This window comes from Pseudomonas floridensis, assembly GCF_002087235.1.
GTDB lineage: Bacteria > Pseudomonadota > Gammaproteobacteria > Pseudomonadales > Pseudomonadaceae > Aquipseudomonas > Aquipseudomonas floridensis.
This window is the reverse complement of record NZ_MUIO01000023.1, coordinates 69,232-92,167: the sequence shown is the minus strand read 5'-3', so window position 1 is coordinate 92,167 and position 22,936 is coordinate 69,232. Positions and strand designations below refer to the sequence as shown.

27 protein-coding genes are annotated in these 22,936 nt (G+C 59.8%); 16 read left to right on the top strand and 11 right to left on the bottom strand.

Annotated elements, in window-relative coordinates:
- From eutC to BZK31_RS08985, 6 genes are all read left to right on the top strand, one after another.
- A partial coding sequence (eutC, locus tag BZK31_RS09010; RefSeq protein WP_083182358.1) for an ethanolamine ammonia-lyase subunit EutC occupies positions 1 to 688 on the top strand: 688 nt, incomplete at its 5' end.
- Positions 689 to 773: 85 nt separating this feature from the next.
- Positions 774 to 1,235, top strand: coding sequence for a GNAT family N-acetyltransferase (locus tag BZK31_RS09005; protein ID WP_083182357.1), 462 nt, complete (start codon positions 774 to 776; stop codon positions 1,233 to 1,235).
- A gap of 192 nt (positions 1,236 to 1,427) precedes the next feature.
- Positions 1,428 to 2,075 carry a DedA family protein gene (locus BZK31_RS09000; protein ID WP_083182356.1) on the top strand — a complete coding sequence of 216 codons (648 nt, stop codon included), beginning with the start codon at positions 1,428 to 1,430 and terminating at the stop codon, positions 2,073 to 2,075.
- Positions 2,076 to 2,078: 3 nt separating this feature from the next.
- A complete protein-coding gene (locus tag BZK31_RS08995; protein WP_083182355.1) occupies positions 2,079 to 2,891 on the top strand; it encodes a M90 family metallopeptidase in 813 nt (270 codons plus the stop codon).
- Between the two features lie 109 nt (positions 2,892 to 3,000).
- A complete protein-coding gene (gene ppa, locus BZK31_RS08990; RefSeq protein WP_083182354.1) occupies positions 3,001 to 3,528 on the top strand; it encodes an inorganic diphosphatase in 528 nt (175 codons plus the stop codon).
- A 369-nt stretch (positions 3,529 to 3,897) separates the two neighbouring features.
- A complete protein-coding gene (locus BZK31_RS08985) occupies positions 3,898 to 4,635 on the top strand; it encodes a LexA family transcriptional regulator (RefSeq protein WP_083182353.1) in 738 nt (245 codons plus the stop codon).
- 289 nt (positions 4,636 to 4,924) lie between these two features.
- Here the strand turns inward: BZK31_RS08985 and BZK31_RS08980 are convergent, their stop codons facing one another.
- Complete coding sequence (locus BZK31_RS08980) at positions 4,925 to 6,118, bottom strand: dienelactone hydrolase family protein (protein ID WP_083182352.1); 1,194 nt, start codon at positions 6,116 to 6,118, stop codon at positions 4,925 to 4,927.
- Positions 6,119 to 6,775: 657 nt separating this feature from the next.
- Here BZK31_RS08980 and BZK31_RS08975 point away from each other — a divergent pair.
- A complete protein-coding gene (locus tag BZK31_RS08975) occupies positions 6,776 to 7,681 on the top strand; it encodes an NADP-dependent oxidoreductase (protein WP_083182351.1) in 906 nt (301 codons plus the stop codon).
- A 262-nt stretch (positions 7,682 to 7,943) separates the two neighbouring features.
- On the opposite strand, the gene BZK31_RS08970 is transcribed toward BZK31_RS08975, so the two are convergent.
- Positions 7,944 to 8,210, bottom strand: coding sequence for a hypothetical protein (locus tag BZK31_RS08970; protein WP_244182653.1), 267 nt, complete (start codon positions 8,208 to 8,210; stop codon positions 7,944 to 7,946).
- Positions 8,211 to 8,433: 223 nt separating this feature from the next.
- Between BZK31_RS08970 and BZK31_RS08965 the strand changes: the two genes are divergently transcribed.
- The 7 genes from BZK31_RS08965 (at position 8,434) to dxs (ending at position 14,789) form a co-directional block, all read left to right on the top strand.
- Positions 8,434 to 8,706, top strand: coding sequence for a helix-turn-helix domain-containing protein (locus BZK31_RS08965; RefSeq protein ID WP_083182350.1), 273 nt, complete (start codon positions 8,434 to 8,436; stop codon positions 8,704 to 8,706).
- Positions 8,707 to 8,782: 76 nt separating this feature from the next.
- Complete coding sequence (locus tag BZK31_RS29420) at positions 8,783 to 9,064, top strand: hypothetical protein (RefSeq protein WP_157900717.1); 282 nt, start codon at positions 8,783 to 8,785, stop codon at positions 9,062 to 9,064.
- 66 nt (positions 9,065 to 9,130) lie between these two features.
- Positions 9,131 to 9,973 carry a glutathione-dependent disulfide-bond oxidoreductase gene (yghU, locus tag BZK31_RS08960; protein ID WP_083182349.1) on the top strand — a complete coding sequence of 281 codons (843 nt, stop codon included), beginning with the start codon at positions 9,131 to 9,133 and terminating at the stop codon, positions 9,971 to 9,973.
- A gap of 339 nt (positions 9,974 to 10,312) precedes the next feature.
- A complete protein-coding gene (gene metC / locus BZK31_RS08955; protein WP_083182348.1) occupies positions 10,313 to 11,479 on the top strand; it encodes a cystathionine beta-lyase in 1,167 nt (388 codons plus the stop codon).
- A gap of 127 nt (positions 11,480 to 11,606) precedes the next feature.
- Entirely contained in the window at positions 11,607 to 11,852 is a 246-nt protein-coding gene (locus BZK31_RS08950) for an exodeoxyribonuclease VII small subunit (protein ID WP_004883751.1), read from the top strand.
- Positions 11,849 to 12,736, top strand: a complete 888-nt coding sequence (gene ispA, locus BZK31_RS08945) for a (2E,6E)-farnesyl diphosphate synthase (protein ID WP_083182347.1) — start codon at positions 11,849 to 11,851, stop codon at positions 12,734 to 12,736. Before BZK31_RS08950 ends, ispA begins: the two co-directional genes overlap by 4 nt.
- A gap of 157 nt (positions 12,737 to 12,893) precedes the next feature.
- Positions 12,894 to 14,789, top strand: coding sequence for a 1-deoxy-D-xylulose-5-phosphate synthase (dxs, locus tag BZK31_RS08940; RefSeq protein ID WP_083182346.1), 1,896 nt, complete (start codon positions 12,894 to 12,896; stop codon positions 14,787 to 14,789).
- A gap of 83 nt (positions 14,790 to 14,872) precedes the next feature.
- Here dxs and BZK31_RS08935 read toward each other — a convergent pair whose 3' ends face one another.
- From BZK31_RS08935 to nrdR, 9 genes are all read right to left on the bottom strand, one after another.
- Entirely contained in the window at positions 14,873 to 15,292 is a 420-nt protein-coding gene (locus BZK31_RS08935; protein WP_083182345.1) for an MFS transporter, read from the bottom strand.
- Positions 15,289 to 15,906, bottom strand: a complete 618-nt coding sequence (gene ribA, locus BZK31_RS08930) for a GTP cyclohydrolase II (protein ID WP_083182344.1) — start codon at positions 15,904 to 15,906, stop codon at positions 15,289 to 15,291. The genes BZK31_RS08935 and ribA overlap by 4 nt, the downstream gene beginning before the upstream one ends.
- Positions 15,907 to 16,048: 142 nt before the next feature.
- The gene (thiL, locus tag BZK31_RS08925) at positions 16,049 to 17,014 is read right to left on the bottom strand and encodes a thiamine-phosphate kinase (protein WP_083182343.1); all 966 of its coding nucleotides are present in this window, start codon (positions 17,012 to 17,014) and stop codon (positions 16,049 to 16,051) included.
- 16 nt (positions 17,015 to 17,030) lie between these two features.
- A complete protein-coding gene (gene nusB, locus BZK31_RS08920) occupies positions 17,031 to 17,528 on the bottom strand; it encodes a transcription antitermination factor NusB (RefSeq protein WP_083182342.1) in 498 nt (165 codons plus the stop codon).
- On the bottom strand, positions 17,525 to 18,001 hold the full coding sequence (gene ribH, locus BZK31_RS08915) for a 6,7-dimethyl-8-ribityllumazine synthase (RefSeq protein ID WP_002555427.1): 477 nt from the start codon (positions 17,999 to 18,001) through the stop codon (positions 17,525 to 17,527). The genes nusB and ribH overlap by 4 nt, the downstream gene beginning before the upstream one ends.
- A gap of 128 nt (positions 18,002 to 18,129) precedes the next feature.
- Entirely contained in the window at positions 18,130 to 19,221 is a 1,092-nt protein-coding gene (gene ribBA / locus BZK31_RS08910; RefSeq protein WP_083182341.1) for a bifunctional 3,4-dihydroxy-2-butanone-4-phosphate synthase/GTP cyclohydrolase II, read from the bottom strand.
- A gap of 21 nt (positions 19,222 to 19,242) precedes the next feature.
- Positions 19,243 to 19,905, bottom strand: coding sequence for a riboflavin synthase (locus tag BZK31_RS08905; protein ID WP_083182340.1), 663 nt, complete (start codon positions 19,903 to 19,905; stop codon positions 19,243 to 19,245).
- 47 nt (positions 19,906 to 19,952) lie between these two features.
- Positions 19,953 to 21,098, bottom strand: a complete 1,146-nt coding sequence (gene ribD / locus BZK31_RS08900; protein WP_083182339.1) for a bifunctional diaminohydroxyphosphoribosylaminopyrimidine deaminase/5-amino-6-(5-phosphoribosylamino)uracil reductase RibD — start codon at positions 21,096 to 21,098, stop codon at positions 19,953 to 19,955.
- A complete protein-coding gene (gene nrdR, locus BZK31_RS08895) occupies positions 21,095 to 21,559 on the bottom strand; it encodes a transcriptional regulator NrdR (protein ID WP_083182360.1) in 465 nt (154 codons plus the stop codon). Before nrdR ends, ribD begins: the two co-directional genes overlap by 4 nt.
- 180 nt (positions 21,560 to 21,739) lie before the next feature.
- Between nrdR and BZK31_RS08890 the strand changes: the two genes are divergently transcribed.
- On the top strand, positions 21,740 to 22,189 hold the full coding sequence (locus BZK31_RS08890; RefSeq protein ID WP_083182338.1) for a YbaY family lipoprotein: 450 nt from the start codon (positions 21,740 to 21,742) through the stop codon (positions 22,187 to 22,189).
- Entirely contained in the window at positions 22,186 to 22,842 is a 657-nt protein-coding gene (locus tag BZK31_RS08885; RefSeq protein WP_083182337.1) for a class I SAM-dependent methyltransferase, read from the top strand. The genes BZK31_RS08890 and BZK31_RS08885 overlap by 4 nt, the downstream gene beginning before the upstream one ends.
- Positions 22,843 to 22,936 lie beyond the last annotated feature (94 nt).

Here is a 22,936-nt window from a genome sequence, read left to right as displayed (position 1 = left end):
CCTGGCGTTCGATCACCAGGGCATCAGCGCTCAACTGGCAAAAAAAGGCCGCGAAACCCTGTTGTTGCACAGCGCCGCAACCGATCGCGACAGCTACCTGCAACGTCCGGATCTGGGGCGACGCCTCGATGAAGAATCAGCCAGGCAGTTGCGTGACCACGCAGCCGCTCGTCAGGACGGGGTCGATCTTGCCGTAGTAGTCGCCGACGGATTGTCGGCGCTGGCGGTGCATCGTCACGCGGTGCCTTTTCTGGAGCGACTCGAAGAACAGGCCGCGACGGAAGGCTGGACGTTGTCGCCGGTGATTCTCGTGGAACAGGGCCGCGTGGCCATCGCCGACGAGATCGGCGAACTGCTGAGCGCGAAAATGGTGGTGATTTTGATCGGCGAACGCCCCGGCCTGAGCTCTCCCGACAGCCTGGGGCTGTATTTCACTTACGCCCCGAAAGTAGGGCTCAATGATGCGCACCGCAACTGCATCTCGAACATTCGTCTGGAAGGCTTGAGCTACGGCATGGCCGCCCATCGCCTGCTCTACCTGATGCGCGAGGCCTGCCGTCGTCAGGTTTCGGGAGTAAAACTCAAAGACGAAGCGGAGCTCAAGACTGTGGAATCGGACGCCGATGCCGATAACCTGACCAAGCGTACAGGCAATTTTCTGCTCGCCGGCCCCGACGGCCAGCATTAGATTGCGCTTTCTAAAGCCGGCAGGCAGCATCGCTGTGACCATCCTGGCGCACTGCATTAGCCCATAGTGAAGTTGAGGCCCGACCATGCGGATCATCCAAGCCACTCTTGAACACCTGGACCTGCTCTGCCCGATGTTCGTCAAATACCGTGAGTTCTATGGCGAGCTGCCGTATCCGGACTCTTCGCGGGACTTTCTGGAAAAACGCTTGCGCCGTGAAGAGTCGGTGATTTACCTGGCACTGTCGAATGACGATGAAGGCAGGTTGCTGGGGTTCTGTCAGCTGTATCCCAGTTACTCTTCGCTGTCGCTCAAGCGTGTGTGGATTCTCAACGACATTTACGTCGCCGAAGACGCCCGCAGGCAACTGGTTGCCGACCACCTGATGAAACAGGCCAAGAAAATGGCCAAGGAAACCCAGGCGGTGCGCATGCGCGTGTCCACCAGCAGTGATAACGAAGTGGCGCAGAAGGTCTACGAGTCCATCGGCTTCAAGGAAGACACTCAGTTCAAGAACTACGTGTTGCCGATCAATTCGGACCGCTGAATGCCGTTCACGAGCGGGGCGGGCCTTTGCCTGCGCCCGCTGGATAAATCCATCCTTCCGGCGACATTCAATTCACCACGCGTGAAACCTTCCCGCCCTCTGCCTGCATTCTGCTTCTATAATGCCGCGCGTACCGCACAGTAGTTTCTTCCGTATGCGACCCGGTTCAAGGGTCTCGCCTCAGGTGCTTCAATGGAATTCAACCCGCTCGACCTCATCCTGCATCTCGATGTGTACCTCGACCTGCTGGTGACCAATTATGGCCCATGGATCTACGCGATCCTGTTTCTGGTGATCTTCTGCGAAACGGGGCTGGTGATCATGCCGTTCCTGCCGGGCGATTCGCTGCTGTTCATCGCTGGCGCCGTCGCGGCGGGCGGCGGCATGGATCCGGTGTTGCTGGCCGGGCTGCTGATGCTGGCGGCGATATTGGGTGACAGCACCAATTACATCATCGGTCGCACCGCCGGTGAAAAACTGTTCAGCAACCCCAGATCGAAGATTTTCCGTCGCGACTATCTGCTGCGCACTCAAGTGTTCTACGAACGTCATGGCGGCAAGACAGTCACACTGGCGCGTTTTCTGCCGATCATCCGCACCTTCGCGCCCTTCGTGGCTGGCGTCGGGCGCATGTCCTATCCGCGCTTCGCAGGCTTCAGCGTACTGGGCTCGGTCCTGTGGGTCGGCAGTCTGGTCACGCTGGGCTTCTTCTTCGGCAACGTGCCGTTCATCAAGCAGAACCTGACCCTGCTGGTGCTGGCGATCATCGTGCTGTCCCTGCTGCCGATGATCGTTGGCGTGGTGCGCAGCCGCACTGGCCGCTCGGTCGACGTCAGCTGAGACATGTGGTCATTTAGCGCCTGGCGCAGGCAACGCATGCTGGCGAAACACCCGGTTTCGCCGCAACTGTGGCAAGCCGTTCGCCAGCGCCTGCCCATTCTTGATGGCCTGAGTGCCGAACAGGAAGCGCAACTGCGTGACGCGTGCGTGCTGTTCCTGCACGACAAGCACCTGACGGCGCTGCCCGGCGTCGAGCTGGATGATGAGCATCGGCTGTTCCTCGCGGCACAGGCGCAACTGCCGCTGCTGAACCTCGGCGACCTGAACTGGTATCAGGGCTTTCACGAGATCGTGCTGTACCCCGACGACTTCGTCAGCCCGCAGCGCCATCGCGACGCCAGCGGTATCGAGCACGAATGGGACGGCGAACACAGCGGCGAGGCGTGGCTGCAAGGCCCGGTGATTCTGGCGTGGCCGGGCGTGGTGTCGAGCGGTGACTGGGACGCTTACAATCTGGTGATCCACGAACTGGCGCACAAGCTCGACATGCTCAACGGCGACGCCAACGGCCTGCCGCCGCTGCACAGCGACATGCGTATCACTGAGTGGGCCGAGGCCATGCAAAGCGCCTACGACGAGCTCAATCATCAGCTTGATCTGAACCCCGACGCCGAAACCGCCATCGACCCGTATGCGGCACAAGACCCGGCTGAATTCTTCGCCGTCACCAGCGAATACTTCTTCAGCGCACCCGACGTGCTGCATGCCAGCTATCCCGCCGTCTACGAACAACTCAAAGCGTTCTACCGCCAAGACACACTCGCCCGGCTGACCACCCTTCTCGAACAAGACCCGACTTACAAGAACGCCGACTGAACCCGCCAACCCCACGCGTGGCAACCAAAACAGAATATGCCTATAATCCGGACCACTTTTTGGCGGTTCGCGCCAAAATCTGTCTGGTCAACTACGGGGGCAAAGCCCAATGAGCTACAGCAAGATTCCGGCGGGCAAAGACCTTCCGAATGACATCTACGTCGCGATCGAAATCCCGGCCAACCACGCGCCGATCAAGTACGAAATCGACAAAGAAACCGATTGCCTGTTCGTTGATCGTTTCATGGCCACCCCAATGTTTTACCCAGCCAACTACGGTTTCATCCCCAACACCCTGGCGGACGACGGCGACCCCCTCGACGTGCTGGTCGTGACCCCTTACCCGGTTTCCCCAGGTTCGGTGATTCGCGCACGCCCGGTCGGCATCCTGCACATGACCGACGACGGCGGCGGCGATGCCAAAGTCATCGCAGTCCCGCACGACAAGCTGTCCCAGCTGTACGTCGACGTCAAAGAGTACACCGACCTGCCAGCGCTGCTGCTTGAGCAGATCAAGCACTTCTTCGAGAACTACAAGGATCTCGAAAAAGGCAAATGGGTGAAGATCGAAGGTTGGGGCGACGCAGAAGCCGCTCGCGCCGAAATCACCAAGTCGGTTGCAGCGTTCAAAGGCTGATTACTGACTGAGTGTGTCGAGACGCCCGCCATGCGAGTGTCTCGACACAGTCTTGCGCACCTCCCCGCTCCTCCCCGCTACGCTTTTCCCCCCCGCTGTTGCTCCTGCACGATCTGCGCAGCACTTTTTTTCAAACAATGCGTTTAAAAAAGCGCCTGCTCCCTCGCACTGGTTAAACATTGCGTTAACACCCGTCTATCCGACCTAAACGAAGTCCACCGCGTTTAGCCAAAATCCGACGATTACGGAAGCGGCCTACGCAACAATCCTCCCGTCTGTAATACCGCTAGCCGCGCGCCCCCAAGGACAACGTCGACATCAACACCTCGTTCATTTAAACGCCCCGATCACGCCCGTAAACTCCGGCCCATGAATACATCAGGCGATCGACTCCGCATTCTTCTCAAAGAATGCCACCTCACGGCGACCGATTTTGCGGCCAACCGCAAGATCACACCGCAACACGTCAACAACTGGTTCAAGCGCGGTGTTCCGATGGCGCGCATCGACGAGGTGGCTGAACTATTAACCGTCAACGCCCGCTGGCTGCGCACCGGCGAAGGCCCCAAGCACCCAACCGACTCCGCTAATGAACACAACGGCGGCGACACTCGACTGATCATCCATCAGGATCAAGGAAGAAACATGCTGCGTGGAGACGTGGAAATTCAGATCTTCAAGGAAATCGAATCCACCCATGGCGTCAGCAAAACCGTCCTGGCCGAAGCGCCCGGACAGAAAATCCGACTGCCACTGCAAGTGCTGCAAACCATGGGCATCGATCCGAAGAACTGCCTGTGCGTGGCCATGGTCGGCAACAGCATGGCCGACAAGATCCAGGACGGCTCGATCCTGGGCGTGGACCGCGAACTGACCCAAGTGATCGATGGCGAAATCTACGCCCTCGAACACGGCGGCATCCTGCGCGTGCGTTACCTTTACCGCTTGCCCAACGGCGGCCTGCGCCTGCGCAGCCATAACGATGCGGAATACCCCGACGAGATCTTCAGCGCCGAAGACATCGAAGACGAACGCATCCGCATCCTCGGCTGGATCTTCTGGTGGTCCACCCTCAACAGCCGCCGCAACGCCATGCTGCTGCTCTAACGCGGGGGTTGATGGCACATCAAGGCTGGGCATCGACGGCAAACATCAGTATGCTACCTGCCATCCAACGCATCACCGCCCAGCGGTTCGGTGCCAGAGCACGGCAGATGACGCATCCGCCCTGTTACCTTTTCAGCATCCTTTATGGATGCACCCGTTGCAGGCGATTGCGGTCTACCAAAAATAGACCAAGATTGCCCACGAGAAGCCGGCCACAAGCCGGCTTTTTAATGCCTGTGTGAAAGCCGACTCCACTCACTGAAAACGGCTACATCGCCCTGACCGTCAGTCAGCTGCCATGCACCTGCGTTTCAGCAGCGAGGTGATTGCCTGTCGCATAGACAGCGCACGCTGGCAGGTCGTCCGATTTGAGTTTCTTCTGGCAGAAGTCGACTGCCTTGGTACTGGCCTCGGTTTGAGTGCGTTCGCCTTTGCTGACACCCCATGCACCTCGACCATTGGTTGCGAACGCTTTCTCGTAAGCGCGGCTTTCGACGTAGGTGCGGAAAGCCTCTTTTCCCGGCGCGCCCAGCTTCGAAGGCGCGGGAATATCGACGACGGGTAACGGCACGATTTCTGCCGAAGGCAGCCCGTATTGGCTTAGAAAATCAGCAACCCTGTCCCACCAGAGGCGCTCAGGCGACCATGCAAAAAAGCTGTGCCCGTTGTTTCCATACGCTGGCGCTTCGAAAAACTCTCCGACGCCCCCGCTGGCGATGTAGCCGTCAAACAGCGCCTTGCCCAGAGCGGGACGAAATACGTTGTCGTTATGGGCGTAGATCCACAGAGCCGGTACGCGAGACAGGCTGCCAAACGCATTGATCGAGGCAACGAGCTGCTCTTTGCCACAGACCTTACCGACGCCAGTAGCCCCGCGGCCACCGTCGAAATTGATGATCGCGCCTAAACCCGGAGGGTTGGCTGCACCTGTCGCCAGAACCGAGAATCCACCGGATGACACGCCTACCGCGATCGCCTCATTGGGTAACGACCACGGCTGAAGCCGGATGGCCTGCAGAGCAGCGATAAGGTCAGCCGCTGCAATTTTTCCAGCTCTGGCATGATTTGGATTCAAGCATGTTCCATCCAGGGATTCGGTCACGCCTGATGACTGCCCATATCCTTGACGCATGACCACGACAGAAGCATAGCCATGGCGCGCAAAAGCGATGGCTGCCGATGAAAAACGATTGGGACTTTTGCTGCGGTCGCTCGAATCACCAGCCGTGCCGTGGGTGATCAACGCGATCGGCCAGCGCCCCTCGTTGTCCGGGCGCGTGACGAACGCATCGAGCGTTGCCGTTTTACCATCAGGCAAGCGTACGTTGAGCACCAAGGGTTCTCGAATCAAACCTTGAATCTGTTCATTGGCATTCGTGTGTTCCTCCGTTCCGTATGCCGGTTCGAGGCAACAAAGAAACGACATAAAAACCGGCACGGATGCCAGTAATAGCAACACAGCAGATGCCTTTTTCATTGTCATATCAGCAAGTCCTGTAAATGATCGGCCAGCGGCAGATCAGGCACTCATACAGTGGCACTTAAAAGACCACTCAAACCAGTCAATAGACTTTCAACACTGAGCCAGTGAACATTTTGCCAAGTCATTCGGTTTCACTCCTGGCCTTTTAACTTAGCCCGCTGCCAAATGGGTAGCCAGCACTTTCTTACGAATAAAACATGAAAAATCATTTAATAAAAATACTTCTTGGCAAGAGGCTCTGAACGTTTACCCAGCCTTGACCGGCCGCGCCGACATCGCCACGAATACGGCGTGTGGCGGGCGCGAGCGGTCAGTTCATTTCCCATTGATGACCCACGCACCATGGTGACAAAAACTGTCACGCCACCGGAGTAGTGTTTCAACGGCACGCGAAACTCAGGACGACTCGACACAGCGGAGACTGTTCACCTTCAACTAATCGAGCTGACCGAAGAGGGTAAATCATGATTCATATTGAGCCGCTTGCGTCTTCATTTCCGTTAAGCCATCCAGTGGCTGCGTTTCGAAACCACTCATTTCAAACAGCACCGATACCGAACCGACGCACTGCCCATTAATATAACGCTCTGACCTGTTTGGGATGACGGCGTTACTCTGCGCCAGCACGTTAAGTTTTTATACTTGAGAGGAACACTTATGAAAGCCGTTCAGTTCAATGAGTATGGTGGCACCGATGTGTTGAACATCGTGGATATTGATCCACCGCACGCGGGTTCTGGTGAGGTGCGTATCAAGGTTCAAGCCGTTGGCGTGAACCCCATCGACTGGAAACTGCGAGCAGGCTACGTTCACGACTTCATGCCGTTGACCTTTCCTGCCGGTGTTGGCTCAGAGGCGGCAGGCATCATCGATGAGGTCGGTGATGGCGTTTCAGGATTCGCTGTCGGCGACGCGGTTTTCGGGTATGGACGCAACACCCTCGCGGAGTATGCGGTATTACGCAGTTGGGCCCACGTACCACGCAACATGCCCATCGAGGTGGCGGGAGGTCTACCCGTGATCGTTGAAACCGCGACGCGCATTCTCGACCACGTCCACATCAAAGCGGGCGAGACGCTCCTGATCACGGGGGCTTCGGGCGGGGTTGGCTCGGCCGCCATCCAACTGGCGAATCATCGCGGCGCACATGTGATCGGTACGGCGAGCCCCTCTAAACATGAATATATTCGCAGCCTGGGCGCGGTTCCAACGACCTACGAGCCCGGGCTGGCTGGCAGGGTAGAAAAACTGGCACCGACAGGCGTAGACGCGGCGCTGGATCTGGCAGGGGCGGGCGTGATACCCGAGCTGATCTCCATCGTTGGCGATCCCGCTCGAGTCGTTTCCATTTCTGACGTCACGGCCCCTCAGCATGGCGTCGTCTTTTCGGCGAAATCACTCGACCAGCCCGAGCATGCCTTTGCAGAAGTAGCGCGACTCTACGAACAAGGTTCGTTTTATCTGCGCATCGAGCAAACCTTCACCCTCGACCAGGTGGCCGATGCGCAAGCGATGAGCGCTGCCGGGCACGTCACCGGCAAGCTTGTCATAACAGTCCCTTGAACCTGCAACCCGCGGTCTGCATTGGCAGACCGCGGGGGAATGGAATTCGAAATGATCGTGAAACCGGCAAAAACCTTGCCTGTGCGGTTTGACGATTAGGTGCACCCGACTGTAGTGGTCAACTGATCCCGGACTTGGATTCCGTAAAATACAGGACCGAGCGACGGTACGAATCGTTGCGTTTTTGGGGCGAGCTTGAAAACGTTGCCTGATAGGTGTGTGCAGACGGATCAGGCCTGAGCCAGCGGGGGCACGTTCCTCCTCAATCCCCGCCCCCCAAGCTTTTCGTGCGCGCCACCAATGCCCTGCGCAACGAAATATCCGCACAATCCATAAAGAACATTGCCAGCCTTTTCAGCGCGACATCTTCACTTTCCCCTTCTTTGGCAGGCTCTAGACCCAGCGCCAGTCTGTCCTGTTCATCAAGGCCTTCCCAACCGTTCATGAGGTAAGCCTGCATTGCGCTGACCACCTGGTGCTTGTTCAGCCGTTCGGATGGAGGGCTGGAGGGTTTGAGGCATTTACGCATGAGCGGACGTCGTTGCCGGAGAGCTCGGCACGCTTGATTGACTGGCCTGAATGAGGCGCTACGGCATTTGAAAAGCCACGCCCGGTTCTTGGTGTGATTCATGAAATTCCTGATCCTTGCGGCGATTCGCCCCGAAACGCATTCAACCTGACGAATGCTATAGCGTGTAGTGCTATAACGGTCACTCAAGCGAAATCCCTTTCTTTTGTAAAGGGGCAGCGCAATGAAGTTGAGCGAAGCTATTGGGGCTGCACTGAGGGAATCGCGTGAAGCAAAAGGTCTGACCCAGGAGGATTTTGTTGGCGTAAGCGGCCGCACCTACCTGTCTGAAATCGAACGCGGACTGAAGAGTCCAACGATTGAAAAACTCGACCAACTCGCGACCAGAATCGGTATTCATCCTCTGGAATTGCTGGTTTCCTGCTACGCCAAACAAGCTTCCATAAGCCGAGGAACCCTGCTGCAACTGTTGGACAGACGTATTCGGGACCTATGACGGACTGCTGATTACCCGGTGGGGTGATCCCATCCTGTGAAGCACCCTTGCCAACATCAGACTCAAGCAGCTGGCCGTGCAAAAAATACGGTTTCGCGGTTCACCCAGCGGCGAAACCGTTATCCGCCACTTCACCCCGACGTTAGAAAAATCACTTTTCAGGCCAAAAAGATGCCAGCGCATGTGTGCAACAAATGGCCATGCGGATGACGGTATCGACAAGACGCCGAACCCGGCTCTATCGGATGCATGGTCAAACCTCAGAATGGTACCCCAGACCTATCGACAACCGCTGTATCCGCGCTACGGTTGTGCAAATGAAATGACCTTCCCGACGCATCCGCACTCAGAACTCTGACCCGGGTTCAACCTGTAACGCCTGCGTCAAAACGCTTTCTCAACCACTCAACCGAGGCCCACCTTCATGTCCAGCACTCCTTACACACCGCCCAAGGTCTGGCAGCCCGAGGCGTCGTCAGGCGGCGCTTTTGCCAATATCAATCGCCCTACGGCCGGTCCCACGCATGACAAGGAACTGCCGGTCGGCAAGCATCCGCTGCAGCTTTATTCACTGGCCACGCCGAACGGGGTGAAGGTCACGATCATGCTGGAAGAACTGCTGGCGCTGGGTCACAGCGGCGCGGAGTACGATGCGTGGCTGATTAAAATCTCAGAGGGCGATCAGTTTTCCAGTGGTTTCGTCGGGGTCAATCCCAACTCCAAGATTCCTGCACTGCTGGACCGCAGTCACGACACACCTGTGCGCGTATTCGAGTCGGGTTCGATCCTGTTGTACCTGGCAGAGAAGTTTTCCAGCTTTCTGCCGGCCGATCTGCCTGGTCGGACTGAAACCTTGAACTGGCTGTTCTGGCAAATGGGCGCTGCGCCTTATCTGGGCGGCGGGTTCGGGCATTTCTATGCCTACGCGCCGGAGAAAATGGAGTACCCGATCAACCGCTTTGCAATGGAGGCCAAGCGTCAACTGGACGTATTGAACCGTCGTCTTGGCGAAAGCCGTTATCTGGCCGGCGATACTTACACCATCGCCGACATCGCAGTCTGGCCGTGGTACGGCGCGTTGGTGCAGAACAAGGTGTATTCGGCAGCCGAGTTCCTCTCGGTGCACGAGTATCCAAACCTTATCCGCTGGACCGAAGAGATCGCCGAGCGGCCTGCGGTGATACGTGGCAAGAAGGTCAACCGGACCTGGGGCGAGGAGTCAGAACAGGTTCCGGAACGGCATCAGGCGTCCGATCTGGACAAGTGAGACACCAGTCACGGCGTTGGGGTGCAGGTAGATATTCAGGGACCGGATGTGCGTATCAGGCACTTAAAATACGCCTTCACCCACCGCCCACGGGCGTGCTCACATGCCCACGGAAAATGCCCCTTCACTTCAAGAAAGCGATCGATTCAACGAAGTGATCGCGATGATCCGGTCCGCGCGACAGCAGGCTGCACTGACGCATAACCCACGCGTAGGCAGGCCTTACTCTGATAGCCTTGGCTCGCTCAGCGGTTGACTGTGGTGATGACGCCTTGCCAGTCGACCGGATTGAACGCGTTTTTCTGACCTGAATGCCTGTCCCGCACCCGGAGCCCCAAGATGCCGCACGACAAAGATCCTCGCGCCCACACCGCCCTGTCGCAACGCGGCCGCAGCGCTGGCAGTGGTCCGGGATTGTCGGTCAATCCACCGGTCGTGCGTATCAGCACGGTGTTGTTCGACAGCCTGGCTGACTTGCGCGAAGCCGAAGTGCGGACTGCGGGCCCCGAACGTTCGCTGACCTACGGAGCCAACGGCAACCCGACGGCCTTCGCGTTGCAGGACCTGATCACCGAGCTGGAAAGTGCCCACGGCACCTACCTGTATCCGACCGGACTGGCGGCGGTGGCGCAGATGTTTCAGTCGTTCCTGCGTCCGGGCGACCACGTGCTGATGACCGAGTCGGTCTACGGGCCGGTGCGGCGGTTGGCCAGGACGATGCTCACGGCCTTCGGCATCGCGTTCGATTACTACGCGGCGGACGGCAGCGACATCGAGTCCCTGATCAAGCCCAACACGCGGATGATTTACGCCGAAGTGCCCGGTTCGCTGACCTTCGACATGTGCGACCTGCCAGCACTTTCGCAGGTGTGCAAAGCGAAAAATCTGTTGCTGGCTGTGGATAACTCGTGGGGTTCGGGAATTCTGTTCAAGCCACTGGAACTGGGCGCGGATATCTCGCTGATGGCGCTGACCAAGTATGTTGCCGGGCATTCGGACGTGATGATGGGCAGCGTGAGCGTGACCGAACCCCACTGGCAAACCCTCAAGACCATGAACACCGCTGTCGGCAATACGGTCAGCCCGGACGACGCTTATCTGGTGCTGCGTGGTGCCCGCAGTCTGGCGGCACGCATGGCCATGCACGAGCGTCATGCCTTGCAGGTCGCCGAGTGGCTTCTGGAACAGCCCGCGGTGGCGCGTGTTCTGTACCCGGCGCTGCCGAATGATCCCGGACACGCGATCTGGAAACGCGATTTTCATGGCTGTAACGGTTTGCTCAGCTTCGAGTTCAAGTCGGCTGACCATCAGGTGCTGGACCGTTTCGTCGGCGCATTGAAACTGTTCGGGATCGGCTATTCGTGGGGTGGTTTCGAAAGCCTGGTCACAGAGATCGAACAGCATGGCCCTGATTGCGGTCACGGCCCGATGCTGCGCCTGCAGGTAGGCCTGGAAAGCCCGGATGACCTGATCGCAGATCTGCAGTCCGGTTTCGCCGCTATCTGATCCCGGCGGGCCAGTCTGATAGCGCGTCGGGCGCGCGATCAGTTCCTTGAACAGGTCACCGTCATTTGCCCCACGGGCCTCGCTCTGCTAGTGTCGCCCGGTTCAATCTCTACCGGAAAATGCCCTCATGGCCCGCAAGAAAGCTGCACTGGATTTCGAACAGTCTCTCGCTGATCTGCAAACGCTGGTAGAGCGGCTGGAGAATGGCGAGTTGTCGCTGGAAGACTCCCTCACCGCCTTCGAACAAGGCGTACGCCTGACCCGCGATTGCCAGAGCGCCCTGACTGCGGCCGAACAGAAGGTGCAGGTGTTGCTGGAGCGGGATGGCGAACTGGCCGAAGAGCCGTTTGATGACGCGGAATTGCCTGAATGATTGCGAGCTATCAAGCGCAAAGCCAGGACCGCGTCAACGCGGCACTCGAAGGCCTGTTTCAAGCACCCGGCCCTGAACTTAGCCGTCTGTATGACGCGATGCGCTATAGCGTGATGAACGGCGGCAAGCGCGTGCGCCCATTGCTGGCCTACGCGGCCTGTGAAGCACTCGGCGGTGTGGCGGAAGACGCCAATGGCGCGGCCTGCGCGGTCGAGCTGATTCACGCGTATTCGCTGGTGCATGATGATTTGCCGGCAATGGACGACGACGATCTGCGCCGTGGCCAACCCACGACACACAAGGCGTTCGATGAAGCCTGTGCGATTCTGGCCGGCGATGGTTTGCAAAGCCTGGCGTTCACCGCCCTGCTCGCGCCACACCTGACCTCCCGCAATGCGGATACTCGTCTGCAGATGGTCAGCGCCCTGGCAGCAGCTGCAGGACCGGCCGGCATGGTCGGCGGTCAGGCGATTGATCTGGGTTCGGTGGGCCTGAAACTGGACCAGACCGCGCTGGAATACATGCATCGCCACAAGACCGGCGCGCTGATCGAAGCGAGTGTCCGACTCGGCGCGCTGGCCAGCGGCCATGCTGACCAGAAACAACTGGATGCACTTCAGGTGTACGCCCGAGCGGTAGGTCTGGCCTTTCAGGTGCAGGACGACATTCTGGACGTGGAAAGCGACACCGCGACCCTTGGCAAGCGCCAGGGTGCCGACATCGCGCGCGACAAACCGACTTACCCGGCGTTGCTGGGGCTCGAGAGCGCCAAGGCGTACGCACTGGAATTACGCGATCAGGCGCTCGCGGCGTTGAATTCGTTTGGTACGGCGGCCGAGCCCTTGCGTGCACTGGCCCGTTACATCGTCGAACGCCGCCACTGATCAGAATTACCGACTATCGAAATCGGATGAATCAACCGCGGTTCATCCGGTCACAGTCATCAGGTCCGTTGCCGTCGGACGCCACTGATGCACTTCATGGGCAGCTTGCGATGCATAAGGTAAACTGCCGCCTCTTTTACTTATAACGATTCGCCTGATGCCCACGACGTTCAAAGAGATTCCCCGCGAGCGCCCGGTTACGCCGTTGCTCGACCGAGCCAATACACCGGATGGCCTGCGCCGTCTGGGTGAAGCCGAGCTGGAAACCCTGGCCGATGAACTGCGCCTGGAACTGCTCTACTCCGTTGGCCAGACCGGAGGGCATTTTGGTGCCGGTCTTGGCGTCATCGAGCTGACGATCGCTCTGCATTACGTGTTCGATACGCCGGACGACCGTCTGGTGTGGGACGTAGGCCATCAGGCTTACCCGCACAAGATTCTGACCGGCCGCCGTGGGCGCATGTCCACATTGCGCCAGAAGGACGGTGTGGCTGCGTTTCCGCGTCGCAGCGAGAGCGAGTACGACACCTTTGGCGTAGGCCATTCCAGCACCTCGATCAGTGCCGCGCTGGGCATGGCAATCGCCTCGCGCCTGCAGGGCAGCGACCGCAAGTCGATCGCCGTGATCGGTGACGGCGCGCTGACGGCCGGCATGGCGTTCGAAGCGTTGAACCATGCCCCTGAAGTGGCCGCGAACATGCTGGTCATTCTCAACGACAACGACATGTCGATCTCGCGCAATGTCGGTGGGCTGTCGAATTACCTGGCCAAGATCCTTTCCAGCCGCACATACGCCAGCATGCGTGAAGGCAGCAAGAAAGTGCTTTCGCGCCTGCCCGGCGCCTGGGAAATCGCCCGCCGCACCGAAGAATATGCCAAGGGCATGCTGGTCCCCGGCACACTGTTCGAAGAGCTGGGCTGGAACTACATTGGCCCTATCGACGGTCACGATCTGCCAACGCTGATCGCGACGCTGCGCAACATGCGCGACCTCAAGGGTCCGCAGTTTCTGCACGTAGTGACCAAGAAGGGAAAAGGTTTCGGCCCGGCGGAAGTCGACCCGATCGGCTATCACGCCATTACCAAACTTGAACCGCTGAACGCCCCTGTCGCGATCCCGAAAAAGGTCAGTGGCCCGAAATACTCCGGCGTGTTCGGACAATGGCTGTGCGACATGGCCGAGGCCGACTCACGGCTGGTGGGCATCACCCCGGCCATGAAAGAAGGTTCGGATCTGGTCGATTTCAGTGAGCGCTTCCCTGAGCGGTATTTCGACGTCGCGATTGCCGAGCAGCACGCCGTCACGCTGGCAGCGGGCATGGCCTGTGAAGGCAGCAAGCCAGTGGTCGCGATCTACTCCACGTTCCTGCAACGCGGTTACGACCAGTTGGTGCATGACGTGGCGGTGCAGAACCTCGACGTGCTGTTCGCCATTGACCGTGCAGGCCTGGTGGGTGAAGACGGACCGACACATGCCGGCAGTTTCGACCTGTCCTATCTGCGCTGCATTCCCGGCATGGTCGTGATGACGCCAAGCGATGAGAACGAACTGCGCAAAATGCTCAGCACCGGTTATCTGCACAACGGCCCTGCCGCTGTGCGCTACCCACGAGGCACCGGCCCCAATGCCGTGATCGAAAAGGATCTGGAGCCGGTCGAAATCGGCAAGGGCGTGGTCCGTCGTCAAGGTCAGGACGTTGCGATTCTGGTGTTCGGCGTGCAACTGGCCGAGGCGCTGGTTGTGGCGCAGAAGCTGGATGCGACGGTGATCGACATGCGTTTCGTGAAGCCTCTGGACGAAGCCCTTGTCCGCGAAGCCGCGGCCAATCACGAATTGCTGGTCACGCTGGAAGAAAATGCCATCATGGGCGGCGCGGGTGCTGCGATCAGCGAGTTTCTAGCGCGGGAAAACATCCTCAAGTCCGTGCTGCACATTGGCCTGCCGGACGTGTACGTCGAGCACGCCAAACCTGCGCAGATGCTGGCCGAGTGCGGGCTGGATGCCGAGGGTATCGAGGCTGCAATCAACGAGCGGCTGGTGCTGATCGGCTGATCGAAGCAACGACATTGAAAGCGCTCATCGGGCGCTTTTTTTATGCCCGCTCGATGGCGCTCACATGCTGCGCCAGTTCTGAATCAGCCCAGCTGTCGTGGAATCCGATAGAGGTAGAGCAGCACCACGCTTGCGAATGCCAGCAGGCAAACCGGCAAGGGGTGCAACCCGAAGAGCACAGCGATTGCAGCGGTCCAGGCAGGGAGCCCGGCGAACAGAAAGGCCAGTCGTCGAACGGCGGCAAGGTGCAACCAGGCGGCAGGTTCCTGCGCGGTATCGAGTGCGGTTTGGGTCGTGATCAGGGCACGCTTGTACGCCCCGAACGGTTTGAGGCTGACGAACATCGAACCCACACCGGCAATGAACAGCGGCAACGCCAACACGCTCATCAAGGGTTCGTTGCTGCCGAAGAACACACAGACCACCAGCAGCGGCGCGAGGGTCAGGCCCAACTGGCGCCACCACTGCATTTCCAACCGCTGACGGACCTGACTGCGGGTCACGCGGGCCCGACCTCACTCTGGTGCTCGTTGCCCATCATGTGGCCTAGCTTGCCGGCCTTGGTGGCCAGATACAGTTTGTTATGCGGGTTCTGGCCGGTGTGCAGCGGCACACGCTCAGCCACCTTGATACCCATGTCAGTCAGGGCTTTGACCTTGCGCGGGTTGTTGGTCATCAGGCGCAGCGACTCGACGCCCAGGTGCTGAAGCATCGGCAGGCAGATCGCGTAGTCTCGCTGATCGGCGGCAAAACCCAAACGCTCGTTGGCTTCGACGGTGTCGGCACCGCCATCCTGCAATTCATACGCGCGGATCTTGTTCATCAGGCCGATACCGCGGCCTTCCTGACGCAGATACAACAACACGCCACGACCCTCGGTCGCGATGGCGCGCAGGGCGGCTTCGAGCTGAGATCCACAGTCGCAACGCTGGCTGAACAAGGCATCGCCGGTCAGGCATTCGGAATGAATACGGCCCAGCACCGGGGCACCATCCGCCACGTCGCCGAGACTCAGGACAACGTGTTCACGCCCGGTTGCCGACTCGATAAAGCCATGCATGGCAAATTCTGCAAAAGGTGTGGGCAGTTTGGAAGCGGCGACAAATACGACGGGCACCGTGTGCTCCTAATCAGTATGAAGACTGGAAATTCGCAAGTTTTGCATTGTAACAGCAGGTTCCTATAGACGCGCAGGCTGAATTCTCGGGCATTCAGATCGTAAAGTTCGATCGATAGAACTCACTTCAGCCCGGACCGGCTCACGAACCGCTCCGAAAATGTTGATAGCCCAACGCCGATGGGGTGATGTCATGCCCGTTGGCATCGAGCAACGCCACACCCTGTCCGGCTTCCACCCGACCAATGACGTGCACCGGCCAGCCAGCCTCTCGCAGCCCCTCAAGATGAGAGGATGGCAGGGTGAATGCCAGAACGTAGTCATCACCGCCGCTGAGCGCCGCTTCCTGAGCCGCCGACATCCCCATGAACGCCAATAAAGGCGCCGACATCGGCAGTAAGTCACGCTCGATCAGCAAACGGACGGACGACGCACGGGCGATGTGTCCGCAGTCGGCCAGCAGACCATCCGAGATATCCAGCGCGGACGTCGCTTTACCGCGCAATGCCTGCCCCAGCGCCAGCTGCGGCTGGGGAGACCAGTAGCGCGCCAGCAATGGCTCGGCGACGGAAGGCTCGGCAGTGTGCTGCTCCAACACCAGCGGCAAGGCACCGGCCGCATCACCCAGGGACCCGCCGACACACAGCAGGTCGCCTGCGCGCGCGCCGCTACGTGTCAGCGCAAGTCCGGCAGGCACGCTGCCAAACACTGTCAGCGTCAGACTCAACGGGCCGCGAGTGGTGTCACCACCGATCAGACGCAACGCGCAACGCTGCGCCATCTGGCTCAGCCCGAAAGCAAATGCCTCCAGCCAGTCTGCATCGACGTTCGGCAAGGTCAGGGCAAGGGTGAAGCCGACAGGACGTGCGCCCATGGCAGCCAGATCACTGGCAGACACCGCCAGCGCTCGCTGGCCGAGCAAGAAAGGATCGCACACCTCAGGGAAATGCACGCCGACAACCAGCGTATCGGTGGAGATCGCCATCTGTTCGCCGGACGGCAACGCCAGCAGCGCACAGTCGTCGCCGATGCCAAGCGCCACTTCTTCGCCCACCTGCGCACAGGGCGCAGCGGCGAAGTAATGACGAATCAGCTCAAACTCTCCCATGAAGGTCAGGCGCTGATCAGCGCTTGTTAGCCTTCACTTCGACTTCACGCAGGCGCGGGGCCAGCTTGTCCAGCACGCCGTTGACGAACTTGTGGCCGTCAGTGGAGCCGTAGACTTTCGCCAGCTCGATGCCTTCGTTGATCACCACGCGATAAGGCACGTCGATGCGCTTGAGCAGTTCGAAGGTGGACAAACGCAGAACCGCCAGCTCGACCGGGTCGAGTTCTTCGATGGTCAGGTCCAGGCAAGGCGAGAGCGCAGTGTCGATCTCGGTCTTGTTGGTTGCCACACCGTGCAGCAACTCACGGAAATAAGTGCCGTCGACGTTGCTGAAATCGTTGTCGACACGGAACTGTGCCTCGATCTCGTTCAGCGAGTGGCCTGCCATGTGCCATTGGTACAAGGCCTGGGTCGCCATCTGCCGCGCTTCGCGACGCTTGGCGCTCTTGCCTTTGGCGGCCTCGGGCGACTTGGCATCGCGCGGGTTGAACTGATCGGTATCGTCGGAAATCACTTGGCCTCCAGCTGCGACAGCAGACTGACCATTTCGATGGCGGACAAGGCAGCTTCAGCGCCCTTGTTGCCGGCTTTGGTGCCGGAACGCTCGATGGCCTGCTCGATCGAATCGACGGTCAGGACGCCGAAAGCGACCGGCACACCGAATTCCATGGAAACCTGAGACAGGCCTTTGACGCACTCGCCGGCGACGTATTCGAAATGTGGAGTGCCGCCACGAATCACCGCGCCCAGCGCGACGATGGCAGCGAACTCGCTGCGCTGTGCAACTTTCTGCACAACCAGCGGGATCTCGAAAGCACCCGGCGCACGGATGATGGTGATGTCGCTTTCGCTCACGCCATGGCGTACCAGCGCATCAACGGCACCGCTCACCAGGCTTTCCACGACGAAGCTGTTGAAACGGCCAACCACCAAGGCATAGCGGCCTTGCGGGGCGATGAAGGTACCTTCGATGGTCTTCAAGGTCATTCGGTGAGTCTCGTATTAAAGAGCAAGCCCGCCTTGAGGCGGACTTTGGAGGATTTTAGCCACGAATCACAATCGTCGGGCCAGTGGACACGAAAAACGGGCTTTCGCGTGCATCGACCCGCCGGTATTTATTCGGAGGGCACGTATTCTACAACTTCCAGATCGAAACCGGATATCGCATTGAACTTCATTGGTGAACTCATCAGGCGCATTTTGCGCACGCCGAGGTCTCGAAGGATCTGCGAACCCGCGCCAACGGTGCTGTAAGTGGTTGGTGTCTTGATCGGTTGCTGCCCGGCCGTTTCGCGAATATGTGCCAGCACCGTGTCGCCATCCAACGGGTGACCGAGCAGCAGAACCACGCCGCTGCCTGCTTTGGACACCGCGCTCATGGCGGCTCTCAGGCTCCAGCGGCCCGGCTGCCTGACCATCAACAGATCGCGCAGCGGGTCCATGTTGTGCACACGCACCAGGGTTGGTTCTTCAGCGCAAATGTTGCCCAGCGTCAGCGCGAGGTGGACATCGCCCTCGACCGAATCGCGGTAAGTCACCAGGTTGAAATGCCCCAGTTCGCTGTCCATCGGCTGCTCGGCAATCCGCTGAACGGTACGTTCGTGGATCATCCGATAGTGAATCAGGTCGGCGATGGTGCCGATCTTGATGTTGTGCTCGTGGGCAAAAGCCTCAAGTTCTGCACGACGCGACATGGTGCCGTCGTCGTTCATCACTTCACAGATGACGCCGGTCGGTTCAAAGCCGGCCATGCGCGCCAGGTCGCACGCCGCCTCGGTGTGACCGGCACGGGCCAGCGTACCGCCAGCCTGAGCCATGAGCGGAAAGATATGGCCGGGACTGACGATGTCTTCAGCCTTGGCGTCTTTGGCAGCAGCAGCCAGCACGGTACGTGCGCGGTCTGCCGCCGAAATGCCGGTGCTCACGCCTTCGGCAGCTTCAATGGAGACGGTGAACTTGGTGCCGAAACCGGAACCGTTGCGCGGCGCCATCAGCGGCAGCTTGAGGGTTTCGCAGCGCTCGCGGGTCATGGGCATGCAGATCAGGCCACGGGCAAAGCGCGCCATGAAGTTGATATCTTCCGGCCTCACGCATTCGGCGGCCATGATCAGGTCGCCTTCGTTCTCGCGGTCTTCGTCATCCATCAGGATGACCATCTTGCCCTGGCGAATGTCTTCTACCAGTTCTTCGATACTGTTGAGCGCCACTCGGCACCCCCTTCAATCAATTCAGGATTTGAGGTAGCCGTTCTCGGCCAGAAAGCTTTCCGTGATCGTGCCGTGGCCCGGCTCCGCAGCCTTGTCACCCAGCAGCAGACGCTCCAGATAACGTGCCAGCAGGTCGACTTCCAGGTTGACCTTACGGCCTGGACGGTAGTCGGACATGATGGTTTCGCTCAGCGTGTGCGGGACGATGGTCAGTTCGAACTCGGCGCCGTTGACCGAGTTGACGGTCAGGCTGGTGCCATCGACCGTAATCGAGCCTTTGTGGGCGATGTATTTGGCCAGTTCTCGCGGCGCACGCACCCGGAACTGGATCGCGCGAGCGTTATCTTCACGCGAGACGATTTCGCCCACGCCATCGACGTGACCGCTGACCAGATGGCCGCCCAGACGCGAGCTTGGCGTCAGAGCCTTTTCCAGATTGACGCGGCTGCCGGCCTTGAGGTCGACAAAGGCGGTGACGGTCAGGGTTTCGCGACTGACATCGGCCCAGAAGCCGTCGCCGGGCAGTTCGACGGCGGTCAGGCACACGCCGTTGACCGCAATGCTGTCGCCTGGCTGGACGTCGCTCAGGTCGAGCTTGCCGGTTTCCACATAAACGCGGACATCGCCGCCTTTAGGGGTCAGGGCGCGGATGCTGCCGATGGATGCGATGATGCCGGTAAACATGAGTCCTCCTGGAGAACAAGGGCTTCGCGTTTAGCGAAAGCCGGGAATTATACGCCGGGTGCGCGCACAGGGAGAGCAATGACTCGCCAGTCATTGCCGACGGCACGCATTTCGACGATGTTCAGCTCCAGCGCCTCGCTCATCTGCGCCAGTGGCAGATCGAGCAACGGCCGTGCGGACGAGCCGAGAAACTTGCCAGCCATGAATATCTGGAACTCGTCGACCAGCCCCAGACGGGTGAAGGCACCGGCCAGACGCGGACCGGCCTCGACCAGCACCTCGTTGACGCCGCGCGCGCCCAGTTCGGTGAGCAGCTTGCGCAAGTCTACGTGACCGGCGCTGTCGGCCATGGCGACGATTTCATGGCCTTCATCGTGGTAGCGCCCACGGGCCGACGCCGCTGCACAGGTCGCGACCAGAGCGTTACCGGCCTGAAAGAACGGCGCGTCCAGCGGCACACGCAGACGGCCGTCGATCAACACGCGCAACGGTGGGCGGGCGGCAGCCAATGCCGTCAGTTCGGCGCTCAGGCCCAGCTCATCCGGACGCACGGTCAGCCGCGCCTTGTCGGCCAGTACGGTATCGGCACCGGTCAGCACCACGCTCGATTGGGCGCGTAGACGCTGAACCGCAGAGCGCGCCTCGGGGCCGGTGATCCACTGGCTTTCACCACTGGCCATGGCGGTCCGGCCGTCCAGACTCATCGCCAGCTTGACCCGCACGTAGGGCTGCCCCGTCTCCATGCGCTTGATGAACCCCTTGTTCAACGTCCGCGCTTCGGCTTCAAGCACGCCGCACTGAACCGCAATACCCGCTGTCATCAGCCGCAGCAGACCTCGCCCGGCCACTTCGGGGTTGGGGTCCTGCATGGCGGCCACCACCCGCGTCAGACCGGCGTTGACCAGCGCATCGGCACATGGCGGCGTTCGACCGTGATGGCTGCATGGCTCAAGGGTGACATAAGCGGTTGCGCCTCTGGCCAGATCGCCTGCCTGACGCAACGCATGGACTTCGGCATGGGGTTCACCGGCGCGGGCGTGCCAGCCTTCACCGACAATCTGTCCGTCGCGCACGATGACGCAGCCGACCCGCGGGTTGGGGTGGGTGGAATACAAGCCCTTGCGCGCCAGTTCCAGCGCCCGCGCCATGTAATGAACGTCCAGAGCAGCCTGTTCAGTCAACAATGCACTCATTCCTTGCCTGGCTCACGGGCCAGACGATCGATTTCTTCACGGAATTCGTTGAGGTCCTGAAAGCGCCGGTAGACCGAGGCGAATCGGATGTAAGCCACTTCATCGAGCTTCTGCAGCTCGGCCATGACCAGCTCGCCGACCACCAGGGATTTGACTTCGCGCTCGCCTGTGGCCCGTAGCTTGTGCTTGATGTGCGCCAGCGCCGCTTCGAGACGTTCGACACTCACGGGCCGCTTTTCAAGGGCGCGCTGCATGCCGGCGCGCAGTTTTTCTTCATCGAAGGGCTGACGACTGCCGTCGGTCTTGATCAGGCGCGGCAGCACCAGCTCGGCGGTTTCGAATGTGGTGAAGCGCTCGCCGCAGGCCAGGCACTCGCGACGGCGGCGTACTTGTTCGCCTTCGGCGACTAGGCGGGAGTCGATGACTTTGGTGTCATTGGCACCGCAGAAGGGACAGTGCATAGTGGCAGGCAACAAAAGAATGAGGAGCGCCATGTTAGCGCATCCCGCTGGCAAGACAAGGCTTGGGGTTTGCGGTATATAGACGCGCAGCAACATGATGTGAAATTGCCCGAGCTCGGCAATACTGCATCGGTATCCGGCGTCGTACAGCCTTTCGTTTTTTGTCTTGTGGAGCTCTTGATGACGCTACGCCCTCTTTTTCTGCTCGGCCTGTTCGGTTTGCTGGCCGCCTGCAGCAGCAATGACGCGCCTGAGCCGGTCCCGGCCAAACCTGCCGCGCCCGTGGCCAAGGTCCCGACCGGCCCCGGTCCGCTGCTGCCTTATCAACGTGAATTGAGCGGCCAGCTATTGGGCGTTCCGGCGGGTGCCGAGGTGGAACTGGCGATGCTGGTCATCGACGATCGCAATCGGCCGCAAAAACTGCTGACCAGCACCAAACTGCAGGGTAACGGCCAGTCACTGCCCTTCCAGTTGCGCTTCAATCCGGAAGCCTTTCCGGTGGACGGCCGAGTCGAACTGCGTGGTCGGGCCAGCAAGTCGGGACAACTGATTCTGCATCTGCCCTCGATGCGCATTCAGCAGGCCACGACCCAGACACTGGGACAGTTGCAGTTCGTCAGCGCCCCATGATTGCCCCGCAACACCTGCAAAAGGCGCTGCACGAACTGCTCGGCGATGCCCGACTGGTCGTGACCGCGCTGCCGCAGACCGAGCTGCAGCTGTGGCTGATCGACGCCGACAACATGGACCGCGCGTTCAGCCCCGATGAAACACGCCGCATCCTGGAAGAGCCGCCTTACTGGAGTTTCTGCTGGGCCAGTGGTCTGGCGCTGGCGCGCTTTCTCGCGCAGCAGCCGCACCGGGTCAACGGTAAACGCGTGCTGGATTTCGGTGCTGGTTCAGGCGTGGCAGGGATTGCAGCCGCCAGAGCCGGTGCGCTCGAGGTGGTGGCATGCGATCTTGATCCGCTGGCCATCGCCGCATGCAAAGCCAACGCCGACCTCAATGAGGTCCAACTGAGCTACTCGACGGACTTCTTCGCCGAGGAGGACCGCTTCGACCTGATTCTAGTTGCCGATGTGCTTTACGACCGCGCCAACCTGCCCTTACTGGATCACTTCCTGAGTCGGGGTCGCGAAGCGCTGGTGGCCGATTCACGCGTTCGGGATTTTCAGCATCCCGCGTATCAGCGCCTGAGTATGCTGCACGCGCTTACCCTGCCCGATCTGGCCGAACCCCATGAGTTTCGCGACGTGAGTCTGTATCACGCGGTTCGCGGCTGACGATCAGACACTCGACACTTCAGCGACGACAAACGCGCTCATGGTCGGCTCTCGGAGACATCGCTTTCAGCATTGCCCTGCGAGCTTTATAGTT